The 19,703-nt window shown below is 46.9% G+C and carries 25 protein-coding genes and 1 other RNA gene; 5 read left to right on the top strand and 21 right to left on the bottom strand.

Annotated features, from left to right (window positions below; genetic code table 11):
- Positions 1-68: 68 nt before the first annotated feature.
- Positions 69-632 (top strand): NUDIX hydrolase, encoded by a 564-nt coding sequence (locus OCU49_RS02830; protein WP_261843519.1) that lies wholly within the window; start codon positions 69-71, stop codon positions 630-632.
- On the opposite strand, the gene OCU49_RS02825 is transcribed toward OCU49_RS02830, so the two are convergent.
- The 7 genes from OCU49_RS02825 to grpE form a co-directional block, all read right to left on the bottom strand.
- Positions 629-1,204, bottom strand: a complete 576-nt coding sequence (locus OCU49_RS02825) for a rhomboid family intramembrane serine protease (RefSeq protein ID WP_261843518.1) — start codon at positions 1,202-1,204, stop codon at positions 629-631. The genes OCU49_RS02830 and OCU49_RS02825 overlap by 4 nt on opposite strands.
- Positions 1,205-1,484: 280 nt before the next feature.
- Positions 1,485-1,796: a YqfO family protein gene (locus OCU49_RS02820; RefSeq protein ID WP_261843517.1), complete on the bottom strand. Its 312-nt coding sequence runs from the start codon at positions 1,794-1,796 to the stop codon at positions 1,485-1,487.
- 80 nt (positions 1,797-1,876) lie between these two features.
- The gene (gene dapB / locus OCU49_RS02815) at positions 1,877-2,680 is read right to left on the bottom strand and encodes a 4-hydroxy-tetrahydrodipicolinate reductase (protein WP_261843516.1); all 804 of its coding nucleotides are present in this window, start codon (positions 2,678-2,680) and stop codon (positions 1,877-1,879) included.
- A 65-nt stretch (positions 2,681-2,745) separates the two neighbouring features.
- Positions 2,746-3,561, bottom strand: a complete 816-nt coding sequence (gene cysE / locus OCU49_RS02810; protein WP_261843515.1) for a serine O-acetyltransferase — start codon at positions 3,559-3,561, stop codon at positions 2,746-2,748.
- 112 nt (positions 3,562-3,673) lie between these two features.
- On the bottom strand, positions 3,674-4,816 hold the full coding sequence (gene dnaJ, locus OCU49_RS02805) for a molecular chaperone DnaJ (RefSeq protein ID WP_261843514.1): 1,143 nt from the start codon (positions 4,814-4,816) through the stop codon (positions 3,674-3,676).
- Between the two features lie 142 nt (positions 4,817-4,958).
- Entirely contained in the window at positions 4,959-6,881 is a 1,923-nt protein-coding gene (gene dnaK, locus OCU49_RS02800; protein WP_261843513.1) for a molecular chaperone DnaK, read from the bottom strand.
- Positions 6,882-7,043: 162 nt separating this feature from the next.
- Positions 7,044-7,640 (bottom strand): nucleotide exchange factor GrpE, encoded by a 597-nt coding sequence (gene grpE, locus OCU49_RS02795; RefSeq protein ID WP_261843512.1) that lies wholly within the window; start codon positions 7,638-7,640, stop codon positions 7,044-7,046.
- A 357-nt stretch (positions 7,641-7,997) separates the two neighbouring features.
- Here grpE and recN point away from each other — a divergent pair, with 357 nt between their 5' ends.
- Positions 7,998-9,674, top strand: coding sequence for a DNA repair protein RecN (gene recN / locus OCU49_RS02790; RefSeq protein ID WP_261843511.1), 1,677 nt, complete (start codon positions 7,998-8,000; stop codon positions 9,672-9,674).
- A 60-nt stretch (positions 9,675-9,734) separates the two neighbouring features.
- Here recN and fur read toward each other — a convergent pair whose 3' ends face one another.
- Positions 9,735-10,160 carry a ferric iron uptake transcriptional regulator gene (gene fur, locus OCU49_RS02785; protein WP_261843510.1) on the bottom strand — a complete coding sequence of 142 codons (426 nt, stop codon included), beginning with the start codon at positions 10,158-10,160 and terminating at the stop codon, positions 9,735-9,737.
- 150 nt (positions 10,161-10,310) lie between these two features.
- Here fur and OCU49_RS02780 point away from each other — a divergent pair, with 150 nt between their 5' ends.
- Positions 10,311-10,658: an outer membrane protein assembly factor BamE gene (locus tag OCU49_RS02780; RefSeq protein WP_261843509.1), complete on the top strand. Its 348-nt coding sequence runs from the start codon at positions 10,311-10,313 to the stop codon at positions 10,656-10,658.
- Positions 10,659-10,736: 78 nt separating this feature from the next.
- On the opposite strand, the gene OCU49_RS02775 is transcribed toward OCU49_RS02780, so the two are convergent.
- Together OCU49_RS02775 and OCU49_RS02770 are read right to left on the bottom strand one after the other, a co-directional pair.
- A complete protein-coding gene (locus tag OCU49_RS02775; RefSeq protein WP_261843508.1) occupies positions 10,737-11,039 on the bottom strand; it encodes an RnfH family protein in 303 nt (100 codons plus the stop codon).
- Positions 11,040-11,084: 45 nt separating this feature from the next.
- On the bottom strand, positions 11,085-11,516 hold the full coding sequence (locus tag OCU49_RS02770; protein WP_261843507.1) for a type II toxin-antitoxin system RatA family toxin: 432 nt from the start codon (positions 11,514-11,516) through the stop codon (positions 11,085-11,087).
- 194 nt (positions 11,517-11,710) lie between these two features.
- Between OCU49_RS02770 and smpB the strand changes: the two genes are divergently transcribed.
- Both smpB and ssrA read left to right on the top strand, forming a co-directional pair.
- Positions 11,711-12,184, top strand: coding sequence for an SsrA-binding protein SmpB (smpB, locus tag OCU49_RS02765; protein WP_261843506.1), 474 nt, complete (start codon positions 11,711-11,713; stop codon positions 12,182-12,184).
- 207 nt (positions 12,185-12,391) lie between these two features.
- Positions 12,392-12,750: a transfer-messenger RNA gene (gene ssrA / locus OCU49_RS02760) on the top strand.
- 370 nt (positions 12,751-13,120) lie between these two features.
- Here ssrA and OCU49_RS02755 read toward each other — a convergent pair.
- The 11 genes from OCU49_RS02755 to OCU49_RS02705 all read right to left on the bottom strand — a co-directional run bounded on the left by OCU49_RS02755 (position 13,121) and on the right by OCU49_RS02705 (position 19,674).
- Complete coding sequence (locus tag OCU49_RS02755; protein WP_261843505.1) at positions 13,121-14,377, bottom strand: phage replication initiation factor; 1,257 nt, start codon at positions 14,375-14,377, stop codon at positions 13,121-13,123.
- 231 nt (positions 14,378-14,608) lie between these two features.
- Positions 14,609-15,496, bottom strand: coding sequence for a zonular occludens toxin domain-containing protein (locus OCU49_RS02750; protein ID WP_261843504.1), 888 nt, complete (start codon positions 15,494-15,496; stop codon positions 14,609-14,611).
- Between the two features lies 1 nt (position 15,497).
- Complete coding sequence (locus OCU49_RS02745) at positions 15,498-15,857, bottom strand: hypothetical protein (RefSeq protein ID WP_261843503.1); 360 nt, start codon at positions 15,855-15,857, stop codon at positions 15,498-15,500.
- Positions 15,858-15,859: 2 nt separating this feature from the next.
- A complete protein-coding gene (locus OCU49_RS02740) occupies positions 15,860-16,996 on the bottom strand; it encodes a hypothetical protein (protein ID WP_261843502.1) in 1,137 nt (378 codons plus the stop codon).
- A gap of 153 nt (positions 16,997-17,149) precedes the next feature.
- A complete protein-coding gene (locus OCU49_RS02735) occupies positions 17,150-17,416 on the bottom strand; it encodes a major coat protein (RefSeq protein ID WP_205657722.1) in 267 nt (88 codons plus the stop codon).
- Between the two features lie 141 nt (positions 17,417-17,557).
- Positions 17,558-17,752 carry a hypothetical protein gene (locus OCU49_RS02730; RefSeq protein ID WP_261843501.1) on the bottom strand — a complete coding sequence of 65 codons (195 nt, stop codon included), beginning with the start codon at positions 17,750-17,752 and terminating at the stop codon, positions 17,558-17,560.
- A gap of 26 nt (positions 17,753-17,778) precedes the next feature.
- Positions 17,779-18,087, bottom strand: coding sequence for a hypothetical protein (locus tag OCU49_RS02725; protein ID WP_261843500.1), 309 nt, complete (start codon positions 18,085-18,087; stop codon positions 17,779-17,781).
- A gap of 52 nt (positions 18,088-18,139) precedes the next feature.
- A complete protein-coding gene (locus OCU49_RS02720) occupies positions 18,140-18,451 on the bottom strand; it encodes a hypothetical protein (protein WP_261843499.1) in 312 nt (103 codons plus the stop codon).
- 340 nt (positions 18,452-18,791) lie between these two features.
- Positions 18,792-19,211 carry a hypothetical protein gene (locus OCU49_RS02715; protein WP_261843498.1) on the bottom strand — a complete coding sequence of 140 codons (420 nt, stop codon included), beginning with the start codon at positions 19,209-19,211 and terminating at the stop codon, positions 18,792-18,794.
- A complete protein-coding gene (locus OCU49_RS02710) occupies positions 19,199-19,441 on the bottom strand; it encodes a regulatory phage cox family protein (protein ID WP_261843497.1) in 243 nt (80 codons plus the stop codon). The genes OCU49_RS02715 and OCU49_RS02710 overlap by 13 nt, the downstream gene beginning before the upstream one ends.
- On the bottom strand, positions 19,441-19,674 hold the full coding sequence (locus OCU49_RS02705; RefSeq protein WP_261843496.1) for a hypothetical protein: 234 nt from the start codon (positions 19,672-19,674) through the stop codon (positions 19,441-19,443). The genes OCU49_RS02710 and OCU49_RS02705 overlap by 1 nt, the downstream gene beginning before the upstream one ends.
- Positions 19,675-19,703: the final 29 nt, after the last annotated feature.

Genomic DNA, 19,703 nt, shown 5'->3' with positions numbered 1-19,703 from the left:
ACCAACACCGCTAACCGGGGATATTTTCAGGTACACTCAGAACCTTATCTAAATACTCAGGGGTCTATATGAAATTTTGTAGCAGCTGCGGTGCCAACATCCGTATTGAAGTACCGGCCGGGGACAACCGCCCACGGCATGTCTGTAACAGCTGCGAAGAAGTTCATTACTCAAACCCAAAAATCATTGCCGGATGCCTGCCTGTATTCGAAGACAAAGTATTACTCTGTAAGCGGGCTATCGAACCACGTATCGGCTATTGGACACTGCCTGCCGGCTTTATGGAAAACAACGAATCCACTGAACAGGCTGCCAGCAGGGAAACTCTTGAAGAAGCTAACGCGAGAGTCAGCAGCTTACAACTCTACAGCCTTACATCCATGACTCACATTAGCCATGTACAGATGATTTACCTGGCACAACTGGATGATCTCGACTTTTTCCCAGGCGAAGAAAGCCTGGAAGTAGAACTCTTCACTGAAGCCAATATCCCCTGGGAAGACATCGCCTTCCAAAGTATAACCAACGCTTTGCGCTGCTATTTTGAAGACCGTCAAAATCAGCAATTCCCACTCCGCCACTTCGAAATCAACACCCCTTCAAAGCGACCACTAAACAAAGCTTCAGCTTAACTTACCTTTTGTTTTTGCTTTCGCCGTGGTGGCTTGCACTTTGCCAGCCACCACGCACAGATAACACCACTCACAAAACCAGCGATATGCATTTCAAAACTCACCTGCTCACTGAAGTCCAAAAGGGTGTAGATCAATCCACCATATAACAGAATTGTAATCACACTATAAAACACAGCCCGAAATGATCGGGTAAACCAGCCATAGCTAAGCAAAAATCCCCAATACCCCATCACAACACCAGACGCCCCAATGTGAATGCTGGTTCGACCAAACAACCAGACCAGCAAACCACTAAGTAATATGACGAAAGCACTGATAATAAGCACTGATCTGATTTGAATAACCATTATGCCCAATAACACTAACGGCACAGTATTGCCCAGCAGATGCCCCACACCACCATGCAATAGTGGCGCAGTCACAATCCCATAGACATATTCAAAATGCCGGGGAATCAAGCCGTAGATACGCAACCCACCGCCCGTTATCTGGTTCACCCACTCAATCAGCCACAGCAAACCTATAAAGCCAATGAGCCACTTAAATTCTACTGATCTTTTTATCGCCAATTTACAAACCCCTTACAGTTCATGGGCTGCAGCCGTTATTAGCAAGTCATAAAGATGTTATACACAAGCTAATCCACAGAAAAACTGGATACTTTTTACTTTAACCACCGCTGTTTAAGAGCCATTGATCACCACAGGCACAAGTAAAAATATAGCTTTAAATTCAACACCTTAAGATCCTTATCAGAACCTTATGCAAATCTATTCCACAGGGTTACGCACAGAAAGCGTGAATAACTCTTAAAAAATTATAAACAATCAAACAAAACCTTTTCCAATATCAAAAATCAGCCAACTTATACACCTCATAAGCAACCTCTTCATAAGGATGAGCTCGCTTTAAAGCCTCCACTGCTTCACTTATTAATCCATCCTCACAAACCATCTCAACCTTCCACTCAGCCAATCGCTCTGTCTGATCATGCGAGCCAATATGGGGCCGACTACCAGACAACGGACGAAATTGCCCCTGTCCAAGCACCTGCCAACAGCAATTGTCGTAATCGCCAATCCGGCCAACTCCCTGCGCAAACAGCGCTTCTTTAACAGCTTCCAGATTATCTTCAGGTACAAAGAAACATAACTTATACATATCAGCCCCAACATAACGCATCTCAAAAACAAAAAAGCCCCGGCAATGACCGAGGCTTATTTAGAATCCAGTTATCTGGATTAATTCAGATCCAGCACATCCTGCATGCTGTAAACACCTTCAGACTGCTCATTCAGCCAGCTTACTGCCCGTACTGCACCTTTAGCAAAAGTCAGACGCGAACTAGCCTTATGCGTAATTTCCAAACGCTCACCCTCATTGGCAAACAATACAGTGTGATCACCTACCACATCACCAGCACGGACTGTCGCAAAGCCGATTTCTTTCTGTGTTCTGGCACCTACCTGACCCTCCCGGCCATAGACAGCACACTCACGCAAATCACGGCCCAGAGCGCCCGCAACAGCTTCTCCCATACTTAAAGCAGTACCGGATGGTGAATCCACCTTATGATGGTGATGAGCTTCAATAATCTCCACATCATAATCATCACCCAAAACTTTGGCAGCCATCGCCAGCAGTTTAAAGCTCAGATTCACACCAACACTCATATTAGATGCAAAGACCACCGGCATTTTATCTGCGTAGCTATCCAGCTCCGCACGCTCTTCAGGCGTCAAACCCGTAGTACCAATAACAATTCGTTTTCCATGCTCAGCGCATAAGGCCATGTTGGCCAGCGTAACCTGCGGAGACGTAAAGTCGATCAGCACATCAAAATCATTAATAACATTTCCCAATGAACCAGACAGCGCAACACCCAGCTTACCTACGCCTGCCAACTCACCGGCATCCGCACCAATCAGGCTACTTTTTGGGCTAACAATAGCCGCACCCAGCTGCATACCATCCGCCGCTTCAACAGCCTGAATATTCGCTTTACCCATACGTCCGGCGGCGCCGGCAACTGCTACTCGAATCATTACTTAATCCTGATAAACAGCCCGGAGAAACCGGGCCGGTATAAACACAATACTGAACGCGCTAATTACTCAGGTGCGCATGGCTGCTCACATGGCACTTGCTGATCCATATCCAGTGCGGGTTTAGCCACCTCCGGACGACCAACCACTTTTGCAGGCACCCCCACAACCGTTGTATGCGCCGGCACTTCATCAAGTACGACAGAACCGCCACCTACCTTGGCACCTCTACCAACTTCGATATTACCAAAGATCTTGGCACCGGCGGCGATCAGAACACCTTCACGAATTTTCGGATGGCGATCACCACTTTCTTTACCTGTTCCGCCAAGAGTAACGCCCTGAAGAATTGAAACATCATTTTCAATCACACAGGTTTCACCAACAACAATACCGGTTGCATGGTCAAACATTACACCATGACCGATCTGAGCGGCGGGATGAATGTCAACCTGAAATACTGAACTGACCCGGCTCTGAATATACAGCGCCATAGAAGAACGCCCCTGACTCCACATCCAATGCGAAATACGATACGCCTGTAAAGCATGAAAACCTTTCAGATACAGCAAGACAATTGTAAAACGTTCAATTGCCGGATCCCGGGTACGGACAGCCACAATATCCTGGCAGATAGCATCAAGAATACCGGAATCAGCCCGCAGCGCTTCATCGATCAGCTCACGCAAAGCAACCGCAGGCATAACATCATCAGATAATTTGCTGGCTAGCAGATAACTGACGGCGGCACACAGGCTTTTATGACCAATAATACTGGCATGGAAAAAACTTGAAAGGAAAGGTTCACGCTCAATTTCTTCGCGCGCTTCTTGCTGAATCAGCTGCCATAAAGCATCTGGTTCCACTGGCCAATCACTCATAACAGGCTCTCTATCTGACGGCTACAGACACCCCTGCCGGGCTAAGATACTCGCAGGAGCCTTTAATCTCTTGCTAAGCAGGGCCTGCTTTCGGCAGGCCCATACTTATATTTTAGGTCATATCTTCGAAGAACTTCTTCACACTGTCGAAGAAACCAGTCTTCTTTGGTGCGTGGTGCTGCTGGCTCTCATCCATCGCAGATTCAAACTCACGCAACAACTCTTTCTGACGGCTACTCAGGTTAACCGGCGTTTCTACAATCGCCCGCACCAACAAGTCGCCCACAGCGCCGCCACGAACAGGCTTAATTCCTTTTCCGCGCAGACGGAATAACTTACCTGTCTGGGTTTCCGCTGGAATCTTCAGCTTAACACGGGACTCCAGTGTCGGTACTTCCAGCTCACCGCCTAAGGCAGCATCAATAAAGCTGATCGGCACTTCACAGAACAGATGCTTGCCATCACGCTCAAAAATCGCATGATCACGCACACTCATCTGTACAAACAAATCACCAGAAGGGCCACCGTGAGTACCGGCTTCACCTTCTCCTGCCAAACGAATACGGTCTCCCGTATCAACGCCAGCCGGAATCTTCACAGATAATTTTTTAGTTTCTTCAGTCCGCCCCTGACCATGGCAGTCATTACAAGGATCAGATACAACCTGACCTTCACCATGACATGTTGGACACGTTTGCTGAACTGAGAAGAAACCCTGCTGCATCCGTACCTGACCGATACCACCACAGGTACCACAAGTCTTAGCACTGGTTCCCGGCTTAGCGCCGCTGCCATCACAAGTATTACAACCAACCAAAGTTGGTACTGTAATAGTCTTCTCGCAACCTTTAACAGCTTCTTCAAGCGTCAGATCCATGGTGTAACGTAAATCGGCACCACGCTGCACATGACTGCGACGACGGCCACCACCGCCTGCACCGCCGAAAATATCACCAAAGACATCGCCGAAAACATCACTGAAACCGCCAGCACCACCGCCGCCGAAGCCACCGCCACCCATGCCATTCTGATCAACACCTGCATGACCATACTGATCATATGCAGCTTTCTTCTGCTGATCTGACAACACTTCGTACGCTTCGTTGACTTCTTTGAAAGCGTCTTCCGCTTCAGTGTCGTCCGGGTTACGGTCCGGGTGGTACTTCATCGCCATCCGGCGAAACGCTTTCTTGATATCCCGGTCTGAGGCGTCTTTATCAACACCCAGAACGTCGTAAAAGTCTCTTTTCGACATAATCTGTTTCGCTTGTCGTCGGTGCTCAGTTAGCACTTGTTAAAAACGCGACAACGCGGGACCGGCCCGCGCTGTATATTTACAAACTCAGGCAGCTACCTACCTGAGTTTATTTTGCATCATCAGTTCAGATCAGAACGACTTATTTTTTATCGTCTTTCACTTCTTCAAATTCAGCATCTACCGCATCATCTGCTGGCTCTGCTTGAGCATCTTCAGCACCGGCTTCAGCACCTTCAGCAGCCTGTGCATCAGCATACATTTTCTGAGCCAGGCCAGAGATTGCTTCAGTCAGTGCAGCAGTTTTAGTGTCGATAGCTTCTTTATCTTCACCTTTCAATACACCCTCAAGCTCTTCAACAGCAGCGTTAATGGCAGTTTTCTCTTCTTCAGTCGCCTTATCACCGGCTTCTTCAAGAGTCTTCTTCGCAGAGTGAACCATTGCATCACCCTGGTTCCGCGCCTGAGCCAGCTCTTCGAACTTTTTATCTTCCTCAGCATTCGCTTCGGCGTCATTTACCATTTGTTCGATTTCATCATCGCTCAGACCAGAAGAAGCCTTGATCACGATAGACTGCTCTTTACCTGTCGCTTTATCTTTAGCTGATACGTTCAGGATACCGTTCGCATCGATATCGAAAGTAACTTCAACCTGTGGAACACCACGTGGCGCTGGCGGAATATCAGCCAGGTCGAATCGACCCAGAGATTTGTTTGAGCTAGCTTGCTTACGCTCACCCTGCACAACGTGAATTGTTACCGCAGTCTGGTTGTCATCAGCAGTTGAGAACACCTGAGACTTTTTAGTCGGGATAGTGGTGTTCTTATCGATAACCGGTGTAGCAACGCCACCCATAGTTTCGATACCCAGAGACAGTGGAGTTACGTCCAGCAACAGAACGTCTTTAACGTCGCCAGCCAGTACCGCACCCTGAATCGCAGCACCCATTGCTACGGCTTCGTCCGGGTTAACATCTTTACGCGGTGACTTGCCGAAGAAAGCAGATACTTTCTCCTGAACCATTGGCATACGTGTCTGACCACCAACCAGGATTACTTCATCAATTTCAGAAGCAGACAAATCAGCATCTTTCAACGCGATACGGCAAGGTTCCAGTGAACGCTCAACCAGTTCTTCAACCAGAGATTCCAGCTTAGCGCGGGTAATCTTAACGTTAAGGTGCTTAGGACCTGTTGCATCAGCAGTAATGTATGGCAGGTTTACGTCAGTCTGTTGGGCAGATGACAGTTCAACCTTAGCTTTCTCAGCACCTTCCTTCAGACGCTGTAGCGCCAGAGGGTCGTTGTGCAGATCGATACCAGATTCTTTCTTGAACTCGTCTGCCAAATATTCAATCAGACGCAGGTCGAAATCTTCACCACCTAGGAACGTATCACCGTTAGTAGCCAGTACTTCGAATTGGTGCTCGCCGTCTACTTCAGCAATTTCGATAACAGAGATATCGAAAGTACCGCCACCCAGATCGTATACAGCGATAGTCTTATCGCCTTTAGACTTGTCCATACCGTAAGCCAGTGCCGCAGCAGTTGGCTCGTTGATAATACGCTTAACTTCCAGACCAGCGATCTTACCGGCATCTTTAGTTGCCTGACGCTGCGCATCGTTGAAGTAAGCCGGAACAGTAATTACTGCTGCATCAACAGTTTCACCCAGGTAGTCTTCAGCAGTCTTCTTCATCTTCTTCAGAATTTCTGCAGATACCTGTGGAGCAGCCATTTTATTGTCATTTACCTGAACCCAGGCATCGCCGTTATCAGCTTCAACAATTTTGTATGGCACCATGCTGATGTCTTTCTGAACAACAGAATCTTTAAAACGACGGCCAATCAGACGCTTAATAGCAAACAGTGTATTAATCGGGTTAGTTACTGCCTGACGCTTTGCAGGTTGGCCAACCAGAGTCTCACCTTCACCTGTGTAAGCGATGATGGAAGGAGTGGTGCGATCGCCTTCGGCATTCTCAATAACTTTAGTGTTTTCACCGTCCAGTACTGCAACGCATGAGTTAGTGGTACCTAAATCGATCCCGATGATTTTACCCATTGTAAAACTCCAATCTTTCTGTGCCCGGTATGACGGACGAAAATTCTGTAATAAAGCCTTGCTTGCTATATATGTCCGGTTTTCATGCTTTCAAGCCAAAACCGGATCTTTTTTACGGCTTTTATGCGTTTTTCTGCGATAAACTGTCACAGAAGGCCATTTTTATCCCTTGGACACGACAACCATAGCCGGACGAATCAAGCGACCATGCAAGGTGTAACCTTTCTGCATAACCGCCATAACATTATTCGCAGGCACTTCAGGGTTTGGCACCATAGACATTGCCTGATGCAGTTCAGGATTAAAGCTTTCACCCATTGGGTTAATCTGCTCAACTTTGAACTTTTCTAGACCGGCAACAAACATGTTCAGTGTCATCTCGACACCTTCACGCAGTACTTTCACCGCCTCTTCATCAGACTGGCTTGCTTCAATTGCACGCTCCAGGCTATCCAGAACAGGCAACAATTCATTACTGAATTTCTCCAGTGCGAACTTATGCGCTTTCTCAACATCCATTTCAGCCCGACGGCGAATATTCTGCATTTCAGCCTGAGTACGTAACTCCTGATCTTTCAGCGCAGCAACCTGAGTTTCCAGAGTTGTTACGGATGCTTGTAAGGCAGCCACATCCAGCTCACCTTCAGCAGCAGTGTTCAGTAACTCTTCTTCATCCGCCAGAACACCTTCTACGGTTTCAAGAATTTCTTCAGCGCCTTCTTGCGCCGCATCAGCCTGAACTTTATCTTCACCTGCCATCTGTTTCTCCAAGATATTTCTGTCTGCAACAGCCTGTCGACCACTGCTTCACAAAAGGAATCTTTACACCCGCACAGCTTAGTAACGGGGTAAATAACGTTGCAGACATATATGGGGCTGTGCCGGCAAGATTCAAGTAAAAAGACATATTTTTTTAACACCTGACGAGAAAACATATTGCGTCTGATAAGGGAATGGCTTATAAATTAAAAAACACTGTATAAAAACACAGCTCATACAGTGATACGTCACTCAACCTCTCCGTTGAACATACGTCATTTATACCAGGTTGGCCGACGTCAATACGCGATACAGCAGTACGTAAAAATAAGCGCACTTTTTCCTGAGGCCAGAAGAATGCTGACACAGTTAAACATTCGTAATTACGCCATTGTTGAACAGCTCGATTTAGAACTTCACAACGGCATGACCGTTGTGAGCGGAGAGACTGGTGCCGGCAAGTCAATTATGCTCGATGCTCTGGGGCTCGCCTTAGGCAAACGCGCCGACAGCGGCACCGTCCGCAACGGTGCAGAACGGGCAGAAATCACTGCTGACTTCGATATTAGTCAAATTCCAACCGCCAGAGACTGGCTAATTGTGCAGGAGCTGAATCAGGATGATCAGTGCATTCTTCGTCGCGTTGTTACCGCAGAAGGCCGTTCACGGTGTTATATAAATGGCACCGCCTGTCCAATCGCTAAAGTACGTCAGTTGGGCGAATATTTAATTGAAATTCATGGTCAACACGAACATCAGCGCCTGCTTAAAAAAGATCATCACCGACACTTACTGGATGCTTTCTCAGGCGAAACCCGCCTGGTTAAACAAACCCGTCAGCAATACAAGCAATGGCGCTTGCTTGATCAGAAACACAAAACACTTTCGCAACAAAACGAAGAACAGGCAGCCCGAGTCCAGTTACTTAGTTATCAGGTTGAAGAGCTTGAAACACTGCAAATTCAAAGCGGTGAATTTGAATCCCTCGTCAGTGAACAGCAAACGCTGGCCAACGCAGGTGAAATTATCCAAACAGGTCAGCAACTGCTACAAATAACTCAGGACGGCGAAGGCGGTAACTGCCTTAACTTATTGAACCAGTGCCAGCATCTGCTCAGCAATATGAAAGCGCAATCACCTTCGATTCGTCAGACAATGGAAATGCTGACCAGTGCACAAATTCAGATAGAAGAAGCCAGCCAGGAGATGAATCAATATCTCGGCCGGGTTGAATTAAACCCAGAACGCCAGCTTATTGTCGAAGATCGCCTCAGCAGTCTGTTCGACCTCGCACGCAAACACCGTATTGCACCTGAAGAACTGAGCGATCATTTAAGCGCACTACAAGCTGAGTTGGCAGATCTGTCAATGTCTGATCAGGAGCTCGATGCCCTTGAACAGCAAGCACAGTTAGCACAGGAAGGTTACTATCAACTTGCTGAGCGTCTCAGTGAAGTCCGTGAGCGTACTGCCCGCAAACTGAACAAACAGGTTAATAAGCAGCTACATGATCTCGGTATGCCTGCCGCTAATCTTGACGTACAACTCACCGCTTATGAAAAAGGTCAGTTAAATCCAAACGGGCTAGAAGAAATAGAATTTCTGATTTCAACAAACAAAGGCCAACCAGCACGATCACTGCATAAAATTGCATCCGGTGGTGAACTGTCACGTATCAGTTTGGCAATTCAGGTAATCACAGCACAATCAGCCAGTACACCTTCGCTGATATTTGATGAAGTAGATGTTGGCATAGGCGGCGCCATCGCCGAAGTGGTAGGACGATTGTTACGCCAGCTTGGCGGACATAGTCAGGTATTGTGTGTCACACACCAGCCACAAGTTGCATCTCAGGGGCATCAGCACCTGTTTGTCAGCAAGCGAGCCGGCAAGAAGCACACTCACACACAGATCAATATGCTAAGTTCCGATGAGAGAGTTGAAGAAGTTGCACGTATGCTTGGTGGTATTGATGTTACCAATACTTCACGTGAACACGCCAAAGAAATGCTCAGTATTACCCGCCCTCACTAAGAATTGTAAACAGACAATAAAAAACCGGCCAGAGCCGGTTTTTTTTACATCTGAGAAAGCTTACTTAGCTTCGCAGCCTTCTTTACATACACCATACAGGTACAAGGTACGGTCAGTAACAGTGAAGCCTAAGCCTTCAGCAATCTCATCCTGGCGCTTAGTCAGGTTGGTATCAGTAAATTCACGTACTTTGCCACATTTTACGCAAACAATATGATCGTGCTGCTCGTCCTTGCTCAATTCGAAAACGGAATGACCGCCTTCAAAATGATGACGGCTTACCAGACCTGCAGCTTCAAACTGAGTCAGTACCCGGTATACAGTCGCCAATCCAACATCTTCACTCTGCTCCAGCAGAATTTTGTAGATATCTTCAGCACTGAAATGATCGCTTTCACCAGCCTTCTCAAGGATCTGATAAATTTTGATCCGGGGCAGAGTAACTTTAAGACCTGCTTTTCTTAATTCTTGATTTTCAAGTGCCATAATCTTTCTCTATGATGTTGACCGCAACGGATGATAGACTTATTTTTTCGAACTTTTGAATAAGCCCAGTCTCATAACAACAACTGAACTCATTCAGAAGTTCTAAACTGATTATCTGATTTTATGCCCGAAAGTGGAAGTCATTTACCCATGCAAAAACTATATATTGCTCTTCTGACCGCAATTTTACTCAGCGGTTGTGCTGAATTCCCCGGTGTTTACAAGATTGATATCCCTCAGGGTAACGTAGTCACTCAGGAAATGGTTGACCAGTTACGTCCGGGCATGACCATCAATCAGGTACGTTATGTACTTGGTACGCCGTTACTGACCGACCCATTCAACAAATACCGTTGGGATTACATTTATAATAACAAACAACCGGACGGCAGCATTACCAATGAACGCCTGACCCTCGAGTTTGATAAAGAAACCGGTATTCTGAAAGGCCTTGCCGGTGACTTCCGCCCAGGCGGCAACAAGCAGACTACTCAATAAAACAGTAGTCTCTGCCATCAAAAAAGCCAGCCCTGATATTCAGCGCTGGCTTTTTTGTACATACGACACAACCAATTATTAACTGTCGTCATCTTTCTCAGCTTTCGCCTTAGCTGCACGTTTGGCTCGCGCTTCTTTAGGATCTGCAATCAAAGGCCGGTAAATTTCAACCCGCAGGCCTTCTTTTAAAATCACATCCTTAGGATTACGGATCGCTTTACCGAAAATCCCCATCGGATCATTATCAATATCTATCTGCGGATACATTTCCACAATGCGTGACTGAACGACAGCCTCGTAGGCCGAGCAGTCATCCTGTACCTGTAAAGAAACGATTTTTTGCTCATGGGGTAAGGCATACGCCACTTCTACACTGATCATATCGCTATAAACCTGATAACTGTTGCCACAGACAGCAACTATAAATTAAACATACACCTGATCGGCACGACTAACAAAAGCATCCACCATAGTCGCTGCCATTTGGTTAAATACTTTACTCATAGCCAAACTGGCCAGCTTTCCGGAAAAATCAAACTCCAGATTTAAGCTGACCTTACATGCCTCATCACTCAAAGGCGTAAACAACCATACACCCGTGAGCTTAGAAAACGGCCCTTCAACCAGCGACATCCTTATTTCACCGGGGCGCTGCAAATCGTTTCGAGTCGTAAAACTATATTTCAAACCGGCTTTAGCCACATGCAAACTGGCCTGCATAATGGACTCAGAAGACTCATGTACTGTTGTGCCGGTACACCAGGGCAAAAACTCCGGATAACCCGCCACATCATTTACCAGATCAAACATCTGTTCTGCGGTATGCAAAACCAAAGCGCTACGGTCTACCTGTGTCATTTTCTCTCCGAACACCTTACCTGCTATTAAACACCACACAGCAACTACAGACATTGCTGTTCAAACAAGGCCGGCTATTTTCGGGGGTTCGCATCACAATTACAACTTTAACCTCAGATTCCACATAAAAAGCTGTCCAGCACCTCAACTTCACCAGATTGCTTTTCCCACATACCCCTATATAATCGCGCCCCATGGCAAAGAAGAAAACAAAACCCAGCGGCAATACCATCTGCCAAAACAAAAAAGCCCGTCACGAATATCATATTGATGAGAAAATCGAGGCAGGCCTGGCGTTAACAGGATGGGAAGTAAAAAGCCTTCGCGATGGACGCGCACAGCTAGTTGAATCCTACGTCATTTTTGACAAAGGCGAAGCTTGGCTGATCGGCGCCCATTTCACTCCACTGAAGACAGCATGTGCTCACGTTGTCGCAGATCCTACACGGCCGCGTAAACTATTATTGCACGCCCGCCAGATCTCAAAGATGATTGCCGCATCTCAGGCAAAAGGTTACACCTGCGTTGCATTAAGCCTTTACTGGAAAAGCAATAAAGTGAAGTGTGAAGTAGCAATGGCCCGCGGTAAAAAACTGCACGATAAACGTGACACTGAGAAAAACCGCGATTGGGACCGTCAAAAACAGCGCCTCATGGCAGCTAAGTAAACACACCTGATAAAGGGCTGAATTCACTGCCCTTTATTTTTATATCTCAAATCCCGCATTACTCCCACTTTAACCTCGTTATCTATTTCTGAGCTACGACTCTGAGCCCCGATTAAGAGTCAACAACCCAACCAGCTGTAAATAAACACTAAAAGCACTAACTATTTGCTGCTTCTTCAAAAAAAATCATTATAATTGCCCGCTTCAGGGGGTGACTTGGCTTCGACGCTGATTGCGAACCCTTTGGTGCATGTCGTGAGTGTAGTGAATCACGTAAATCCCTTACTACAACTGTTATAGTTGCAAACGACGATAACTACGCTCTAGCGGCATAAGCCCGCTAGCGCTGCGCTTTAGGTGTCTATAACTAAAGATTTTGCAGTGTCATTCGAGATAGAATCGCCCGGATGCTTTGTCTCAAGCTGAACGGTTAAAACTAAAGAGGCTCGCTCTAAACGCCCTGACCTTCGGGCCGTCCATGAGTTAACTTAATAGAAGAGTCTAAGCATGTAGATCTGAAGGCAGAGGATTGGCGGACGCGGGTTCGAAACCCGCCACCTCCACCAAATACTGCTTAAGTATCAATAAGTTACAGATACTTAACTTAAAAGCGACCACTTATCGTCCACACGATAGGTGGTTTTTTTTTGCATCAACTTACAAGATAAAAACCTAACTTCTATCTACAACTAATGATAAAAGCCATCTAATTCATGATAATCTCGGCAGCCTATATTCACCAAGATAACGGTAACCAACATGAAGTACGTCATCGGCTCAATCATTATCAGTTTCGGTCTTATGTTCATTGCACTAGTTATCATGATGGCGATACAGATTAAACCCGCAGGAGACGTCTTAGAATATATGGGCATAGCTTGGCTTATTTTATCTATACTTTGCTATCCACTGGCCAGGAAGATAATTCGGTAACTACTAAGCCACCTTCGATGCCAACCTCCTCTGTATCAAACTTTCTTCGATATATTTCAACAAATCAGATCGGTCTAACCCTCTACTCCTAAAATAACCCATTAAATCAAGATATAAGCCACTTCGCTTGATGCACTTCAAGGCATAATGGGCAGGGAACTTGTTACGGGCATAAACCGATAGCAGGTTACCCAGAGCGATCGTGACGTTACGTTCATTACCTACACCTGGCTTTTTATACTCTCTACGATATTCAAACCCAGTTTCGAACTGATCAAAGCCGGCTTCAGTCATTAGTACTGTCCATACAGGATGGATGAACCGTGAGTTGTAGTCATAGCGGAAGTTGTTAAGGCCGTATGTCCATAGGCCGCCCAGATGTTTAATGACATCTTCATAGGTATTGATGGTGGTTTGATTGGCTAATGCGAACTGATGGATAACAGAGTGTGAAAAACGTATCTCTGCACGCCATACGGTTTCTTCAGGGTTATATAGAGGTTCTAAGAAGTCTTTCGTTTTGGTATTCCAACGGCCTTTAAAGTAATCAAGTTTGTCAGAGTAATGGGCTTCTTTGCTTTTGTTATACAGGGCAAACTGAAGAGTGGATGCAGACCCAAACAGGTAGGACTGGCCAGCACCGTAAACGGTACATATATCCGTATCTAATGTGAGTTCACTGATACCAGAGCGGTCTGATACCCGTCTTGATCTGCAGGTAATGCTACTTACGAAGTCCTTTGCCGGTTGCCATCCTTGATGGTCACACGCTAAGTGAATAGCAACACCCGCAGGGGAGTATAGACTATCAACGGATAGCATATCGGCGTAGCTGTTTAACACGATCTGGAGGTCTTCAGGCGTGTTATCAAAGATCATCTTTGGAGAGACTTCTATCTTAAGATGAGTACCGGATGCCTCTAACTTGGCGTAACGGCTTTTTAACAGGAGAACTATACCCAATTCAGCGTTTTGAAGGCTGAACTGGTAGCCAGATGCACCACCCCGACGAAGCATCCATTGGTACCCACCAAAAGTATAGACAACTTTTCCGCCCGGAATACCTTCCAGTGCCAGCCCTAAATCATCAATGATCGATTCTTTGAGTCTGAGTTTGTACAACTGACGAACGGTATCCACTGAACTGTACAAAATATTCATCGATTCCAGATCAACATGACCCGGTGAGTCTATAAATTGGCGTCCAGTATTGGTTTCAGCAAAATTTTCATCAAAACGTTGGAAGTGTTGCTTGCTCATCAGATGCCCCTAATGTGTATTTGGTTCTATTTAGTTACATGTGCATTTATGGTTAGTTTTATTAAACGTGCTACACAGGTCGTTTCCGCGCCCCGCGCGCAGTCTTCAGGGATGCTGCGCACCCATCAGCCTGCTCGCAGGTCGTGTAATTAGCCTTATAGCTGCTTTGCTGCAGCCACTTATCAAGTCTCAGGAAAACAACTGGCGCGCCATACATGGGCTTTAGTGAGCTCATGATGATGGCTTAGTGAAGTAAGGTTTGGTTGTAGGAAAAAGCGTCACTATCACTGAGCAGATCGCGAACAATCCTGTAACTGCTGCATGCTCTATGCGCTTTCGTAACGGTACTCTGGGCGGCAACTTGTAACCGACTAAATGCCAGGGGGTTAATAAGCAATGGAGTCCGGCGTTCTCATAATGGTTATGCGCCCATGTCGGTACGTAATCAGGACTCAGTGTTTGAGCAGTGTTGTAAATCATCTGAACAGCACTGGCGGAGTAATTACGCACTTCCAGTACTAAGCCATCAGTGGAATAACCATCTCTGAATGTGACCCTGTGGATCTTGGGAAACGTAAGCGCTTTGCCAGTAATACGCCTGAAGAGCTGGCCAATAATCGGAATGGGAATTCTCGACATATCTCTGCAATACCCGGTCTCTTGTGCCAGACCTTCCCGGATCTGCTTATCCACCATGTCGATGTGCTGAACAATGAACCATGCATCCCAACCTTTCTTACGCAGCAGTACGAGGAATTGAATCATCCGGGTGCGGTCTTTGCTGGCAAAGTTACGGGTATTCAGGAACTGCGCTAACTCATCCAGTAATAAGAGTGAGTTTTGGTTTTCGTCATACTTAGGACCGGGACGGTATGAACCATCCGGGCCGAGTACGAGCGTGGGGTTTCCGAGAGGTCGCATTTCCAGATCATCCGGCGTGGGATGATCCGGTAAGCGGTATATACGTGTAGATTTATTGTGCTTGTTAGAGAAGTGCTCTGGGTATAAGTCGACATTGGTGGCGACCATCTTTCCTTTCTTTAGGCAAACAGCAGCATGACCAACAGCCACTAATGTTTTACCTGTGCCTAACTTGCCGGTAACAAATCGAAATTCCATCTTATGGCCCTCCTCCTAACGTCCCTTTACTGCCCGGCGATGATCCGGCCGACATACCGCCATAAATCAACATCAGGTGGTAATCTAAAACCGCCCGGGCAATGCGTGCGGTTGCCAATGCCGCTAAGCAAATTGGTGTCTGGTAAGGTACAAACCAAGACATAGCAATATCCAACCAATCATTGGTAAAGAAATTCAACGTGCCAATCGCGCCCTGAATAACCACAAAGAAAACACCTACAACAGAAACGATGGCTCCTAGAAGGATCATCCTGTAAGCAATATCCATGCGAAAACCAGAGGCTGCAGATTCAACGCCTGACTGGAATAACTGACGTAATAATTCAGATAATTTACCCATGGTTATACTCCCGGTTTACGGTTACCCAGGATCAGCCAAGCAATACCAAACATGGTAATGACGGATATAAACCAGCCTACAATCTCTTTAGCTTCTTTTAGCTTGTCGCACTGAGCTGAAGAAGGGAAAAGCACGCTGGCTCCGTTATGGGCAAACGTGATGGTTCGACAGCTGGAGCTGTAGTCTAAGCCAAAGTTTGGCAGATCGAGTTCCGGCAATTCAGGCAAGGAGCCTAAAAAGCCAGTTAACGGTGAATAATCACCAGAGCTATTAAAAATATCATCGGGGAGCTTATCAGTGACGATTTCAGAGCCATCAATTTCGATAGGATCGGTAACCGTTACTTCTTGAGGTTTATTCTCGGTATCCGTCTCACCATTAGGATTTTCAACATCTGCGCTTTCTAAACCCTCCGCCGCTTTGAGACGATCCGCTTCAGCCTGTAACGCTTCGGCAAGTTCAGGAGAGATGGCAGGATTACCAGCGAGGTCTTCGAAAAACATTCGCTGTTGAGCAGGCGTTAAATTATTAAAAGCAGCCATCACAAGATCAACAACTTGGGCATCCGTTGCGGGTGTATGAGTATCGACCTCAAAGCCAGGTGCACAAAATGAAGCTGTTTTACCTGGATCTGTCGCGCAATTAACACTCAATATTGCGTTATAGCCGGGACCACAATATTTTTTACCGTTAGCTGTTCTAATACCTTGCGTACAAGCAGCCTCAGGTGTCAGACCAAAATTTATATTCGGCGTTACAACTGCGTAAAACTGCTGTCCGGTCTGACTAAAAGGCTTCTTCTCTACCTTCATGATCTGGCCCGTGAGTTCATCTATAGAGTAATCAACTCCATCAAGCACAGCCGCCAATGCAGCCGCTGCAGCAACATGCGCAGGATTAAGCTTACCTTTCATCATTTCTCGTAGACGGGCCACTGAATAAGGTACTTCTATTTTCTTAAAGGTCTTTGTGCCAGATGGTAGCCTGAGCAAACTAGTATCGACTTTTACATAAGCAGTGCCTTGCGCAGTTCGCACACCGATTACCGTTTTAGCCTGAACCTTTGCCGTTGTATCCGCCGCAAATACTGAGGGCGAGAACAACATAATGATCAACAGAACATAACGCATATCAATCACCCCTGATCCTGATCTCTGGCAATTCGATACACGATCACCAACACCAAAAATCCAATAATAAAAAAACCACTCATAACAACACCTCACAAATTTCAGAGGTAAAAAAAGGGGCGCGGATAACCCGAACCCCTTTGATCGCTGGGCATAACAGATTTAAATCTGTGAACCGAAACGCTTGAACAGTTTGAAGATAACCAGCGCACCGAAGAGCGTGATTACCACTGGCCAAACCAGATCAGCCAAGTCCAGACCATCCTGTTGAATCGCAGCCAACTGGGTACCAATCGCAGCAGGTAATGCGGCAGCAGCTTCCTGCATGGTCATTCCCATTGCGATAAAGCCAGCGACAACAGAGCGAACTTTTTTGTTAGCAACCAGAGTGCTAACCGCGGCATTTTGCTTCTTCACAAAATCAGGCATAGGAGCCTCCTTTACAGTTTTTCTAACCATTGTTTGAAGTACGTTATCAGGACAGCACTGCCCCAACCGAGTCCAAATGCCCCAAGAATGTGGCCGCTGTACTCAGCGAGAAATTGATCTAACGTCAAACCAACCTCCCATTCATCTCATCGAACCGGCCACAAAGCCCAAGCAGTAAGCGAGGCCTAAGGTGGATTGCACGATGATTGAATTTGTTTCCTCGGTCACTTTGGCCAAATTGGCAGCGTCCTGTGCTTTGGTTAAAGCCGCAGCGGGTTCTGTGAACAGCAACACCAAGAAGATGATGCCGAAGAAACCGAGGAGGAAAAATTTCATAGGGTTAACCTATTTCCGGCTCAGTGTTACGACTGAGCTGGACGTGGTTGTTTAGCTGTAGGGGAATCGGTCTTTGGCTTGATCGATACCAGCTTGAACGCCATCTTTTGCTGCGCGCCCGCCACGGGCTTCGCCACGATGTCGCACTCGCATGGCAGAACGTTCTTCAGCAGTTCGACTACGCTGTAATCAGCGCTCATCTTCATAATCTCTAAGCCGCACACGTCTGGGTTATCCCCATCCGTTGGTTGAGTGAGGAAGATGGACGCGCCTTGATTGCCGTCCATGCTGTAACGTTTGGCCTGAATCACGGTGCCGGTAAAATTCATGTTCATAGTGTTCACCTGTAAATTTTGGGTTTGCGCAGCGCTGAACGCGGCAAGTCTTCTACGTTGAGTAAATCGCTGAAATCCATTTCTGGGAGAACAGCAGGTCTAATTTTGTGAAAAAGGATGACTCCACAGGAGCAGCGACCCAGATCAGTGTCTGGATCAAAAGCAGTAACAGCACGGCAACTCTCACATAGGTGAAGCAGTCCCAAAGGAGCTTCCCTATGGAGGGAATCACACTTCGATATCCCGGACTCCCCTGATCCATTGCATACCCCAGAAAGAGCAGCATCAGTGCCCCAGCCGGAAACATGACCAAGATGAATAGGGCTGAGTACCAAGGAAGGTTGTAAACAATTGCACTGTCCATTTGTGCCTCCACATAGCAGGCAGTAGCCACGTTCAGCAGCGGAGAGGATGTCAGCTCTTTTCATCTTCCGTTGCATGGCACTACTCCCCTGCTTTTGTTCGTTAGGCCTCTTTGCCGGCCGGGCAGGCCACTTTTTTAAACGCGAAGGAAACAGCGCAATCACGCTTAAAAAAGCAGCTTCGAATAACTTGCCGGGTAATAACCCGCTCACCCCCGGCATGGGTAGACTGAGCGGGGGCAGTTTTTGGAACGGATGCCAGCCGTTTATTTATCGTGGGGAGGGCATTCCCCACGCCCCAGCACGTAATGAACGCTTATTACCTGTGAAGGCTTTTAACGTTCAATTACCTGCTTTTGCGGAGAGGGTTTGGCACTGAAACATCTTGATGTGCCGGTGTACGGTGTTGAGTTGTGTAAACCACTGCTGCAGCTGTTTATCTGCCTGTTCAAAGGTGGCGCAATCTTCGATGGTTTCGTCGAAGTAGATATAACAGGCGACATAGCGTTCATGCAGGCCACAGAATGACTTCTTAACTGCAGCAATCATTGAATACGCGATGAGTTGCGACTGAGTTGATAACGGCGCACAAATTCTGAGACGGATACCTTTATCCGCCTGGAACATCAGATCGATCTGTACGCCCTGCTTTGTCAGGCTGAATACTTCAGCTGAGACTTCCGACACCATGGCCGAAAGCATTTCTATTTGATTCGTTGACGGGTGTACTTCCGGTACGGATGGAACGGTTAACTGGTCCATGATGCGCTCTCCTTTTCGCATAGCTCATATAAAGCAACGATGTTGATGTATCGGGTAGGACGTTTGCCCTTCCCTGTTTGGCCCAGCTGGACGGCTGGTAACTCTTCGCGGTCTAACATGCCGCGAATGGTTGATTCAGATACGCCGGTGAGTTCAGCGAACTTACAGGGGCGCATAATGGGAACGGCGACCTTCTTTAAGGTATCCAGTGTGGTAACGGTGGCGGACATCAGTACACCTCCGCTTCTATGGCTTGTTTGCCCAGCGCCATGAGGTTAACCAGCACCTGTTTACCCTGACGGATAACGGGAATTCGGCGGTCAGCCACCTGAGAGCGGACAACAGAGAGTGAAAGTCCTGTTCTACGGGCGTATTCGCTGACGGTTACTGCTGGTACATCCACCAGTATCACGCGCTCTACACCTATAATTTGATCGGGAGAAATTTGTACTTGAGAACCCATGCCTATATCCTCAACTGTGTGTGTAAGAT

It is taken from the genome of Aliamphritea ceti (genome assembly GCF_024347215.1).
Lineage (GTDB): Bacteria > Pseudomonadota > Gammaproteobacteria > Pseudomonadales > Balneatricaceae > Amphritea > Amphritea ceti.
The sequence above is the reverse complement of the archived record's forward strand: the minus strand, read 5'-3'. Positions and strand labels throughout refer to the sequence as shown.

What these genes read in the sequence shown, in the direction of transcription:
- dapB (WP_261843516.1), bottom strand. Translation starts at nt 2,680, where the DNA reads ATGATTCGAGTAGCAGTTGCCGGCGCCGCCGGACGTATGGGTAAAGCG.
- recN (WP_261843511.1), top strand. Translation starts at nt 7,998, where the DNA reads ATGCTGACACAGTTAAACATTCGTAATTACGCCATTGTTGAACAGCTC.
- OCU49_RS02735 (WP_205657722.1), bottom strand. Translation starts at nt 17,416, where the DNA reads ATGCCTGATTTTGTGAAGAAGCAAAATGCCGCGGTTAGCACTCTGGTT.
- OCU49_RS02755 (WP_261843505.1), bottom strand. Translation starts at nt 14,377, where the DNA reads ATGAGCAAGCAACACTTCCAACGTTTTGATGAAAATTTTGCTGAAACC.
- dnaJ (WP_261843514.1), bottom strand. Translation starts at nt 4,816, where the DNA reads ATGTCGAAAAGAGACTTTTACGACGTTCTGGGTGTTGATAAAGACGCC.
- OCU49_RS02780 (WP_261843509.1), top strand. Translation starts at nt 10,311, where the DNA reads ATGCAAAAACTATATATTGCTCTTCTGACCGCAATTTTACTCAGCGGT.
- OCU49_RS02775 (WP_261843508.1), bottom strand. Translation starts at nt 11,039, where the DNA reads ATGATCAGTGTAGAAGTGGCGTATGCCTTACCCCATGAGCAAAAAATC.
- fur (WP_261843510.1), bottom strand. Translation starts at nt 10,160, where the DNA reads ATGGCACTTGAAAATCAAGAATTAAGAAAAGCAGGTCTTAAAGTTACT.
- OCU49_RS02720 (WP_261843499.1), bottom strand. Translation starts at nt 18,451, where the DNA reads ATGGACAGTGCAATTGTTTACAACCTTCCTTGGTACTCAGCCCTATTC.
- cysE (WP_261843515.1), bottom strand. Translation starts at nt 3,561, where the DNA reads ATGAGTGATTGGCCAGTGGAACCAGATGCTTTATGGCAGCTGATTCAG.
- OCU49_RS02830 (WP_261843519.1), top strand. Translation starts at nt 69, where the DNA reads ATGAAATTTTGTAGCAGCTGCGGTGCCAACATCCGTATTGAAGTACCG.
- OCU49_RS02710 (WP_261843497.1), bottom strand. Translation starts at nt 19,441, where the DNA reads ATGTCCGCCACCGTTACCACACTGGATACCTTAAAGAAGGTCGCCGTT.
- OCU49_RS02705 (WP_261843496.1), bottom strand. Translation starts at nt 19,674, where the DNA reads ATGGGTTCTCAAGTACAAATTTCTCCCGATCAAATTATAGGTGTAGAG.
- OCU49_RS02715 (WP_261843498.1), bottom strand. Translation starts at nt 19,211, where the DNA reads ATGGACCAGTTAACCGTTCCATCCGTACCGGAAGTACACCCGTCAACG.
- OCU49_RS02750 (WP_261843504.1), bottom strand. Translation starts at nt 15,496, where the DNA reads ATGGAATTTCGATTTGTTACCGGCAAGTTAGGCACAGGTAAAACATTA.
- OCU49_RS02820 (WP_261843517.1), bottom strand. Translation starts at nt 1,796, where the DNA reads ATGTATAAGTTATGTTTCTTTGTACCTGAAGATAATCTGGAAGCTGTT.
- grpE (WP_261843512.1), bottom strand. Translation starts at nt 7,640, where the DNA reads ATGGCAGGTGAAGATAAAGTTCAGGCTGATGCGGCGCAAGAAGGCGCT.
- smpB (WP_261843506.1), top strand. Translation starts at nt 11,711, where the DNA reads ATGGCAAAGAAGAAAACAAAACCCAGCGGCAATACCATCTGCCAAAAC.
- OCU49_RS02745 (WP_261843503.1), bottom strand. Translation starts at nt 15,857, where the DNA reads ATGGGTAAATTATCTGAATTATTACGTCAGTTATTCCAGTCAGGCGTT.
- dnaK (WP_261843513.1), bottom strand. Translation starts at nt 6,881, where the DNA reads ATGGGTAAAATCATCGGGATCGATTTAGGTACCACTAACTCATGCGTT.
- OCU49_RS02725 (WP_261843500.1), bottom strand. Translation starts at nt 18,087, where the DNA reads ATGAACATGAATTTTACCGGCACCGTGATTCAGGCCAAACGTTACAGC.
- OCU49_RS02730 (WP_261843501.1), bottom strand. Translation starts at nt 17,752, where the DNA reads ATGAAATTTTTCCTCCTCGGTTTCTTCGGCATCATCTTCTTGGTGTTG.
- OCU49_RS02770 (WP_261843507.1), bottom strand. Translation starts at nt 11,516, where the DNA reads ATGACACAGGTAGACCGTAGCGCTTTGGTTTTGCATACCGCAGAACAG.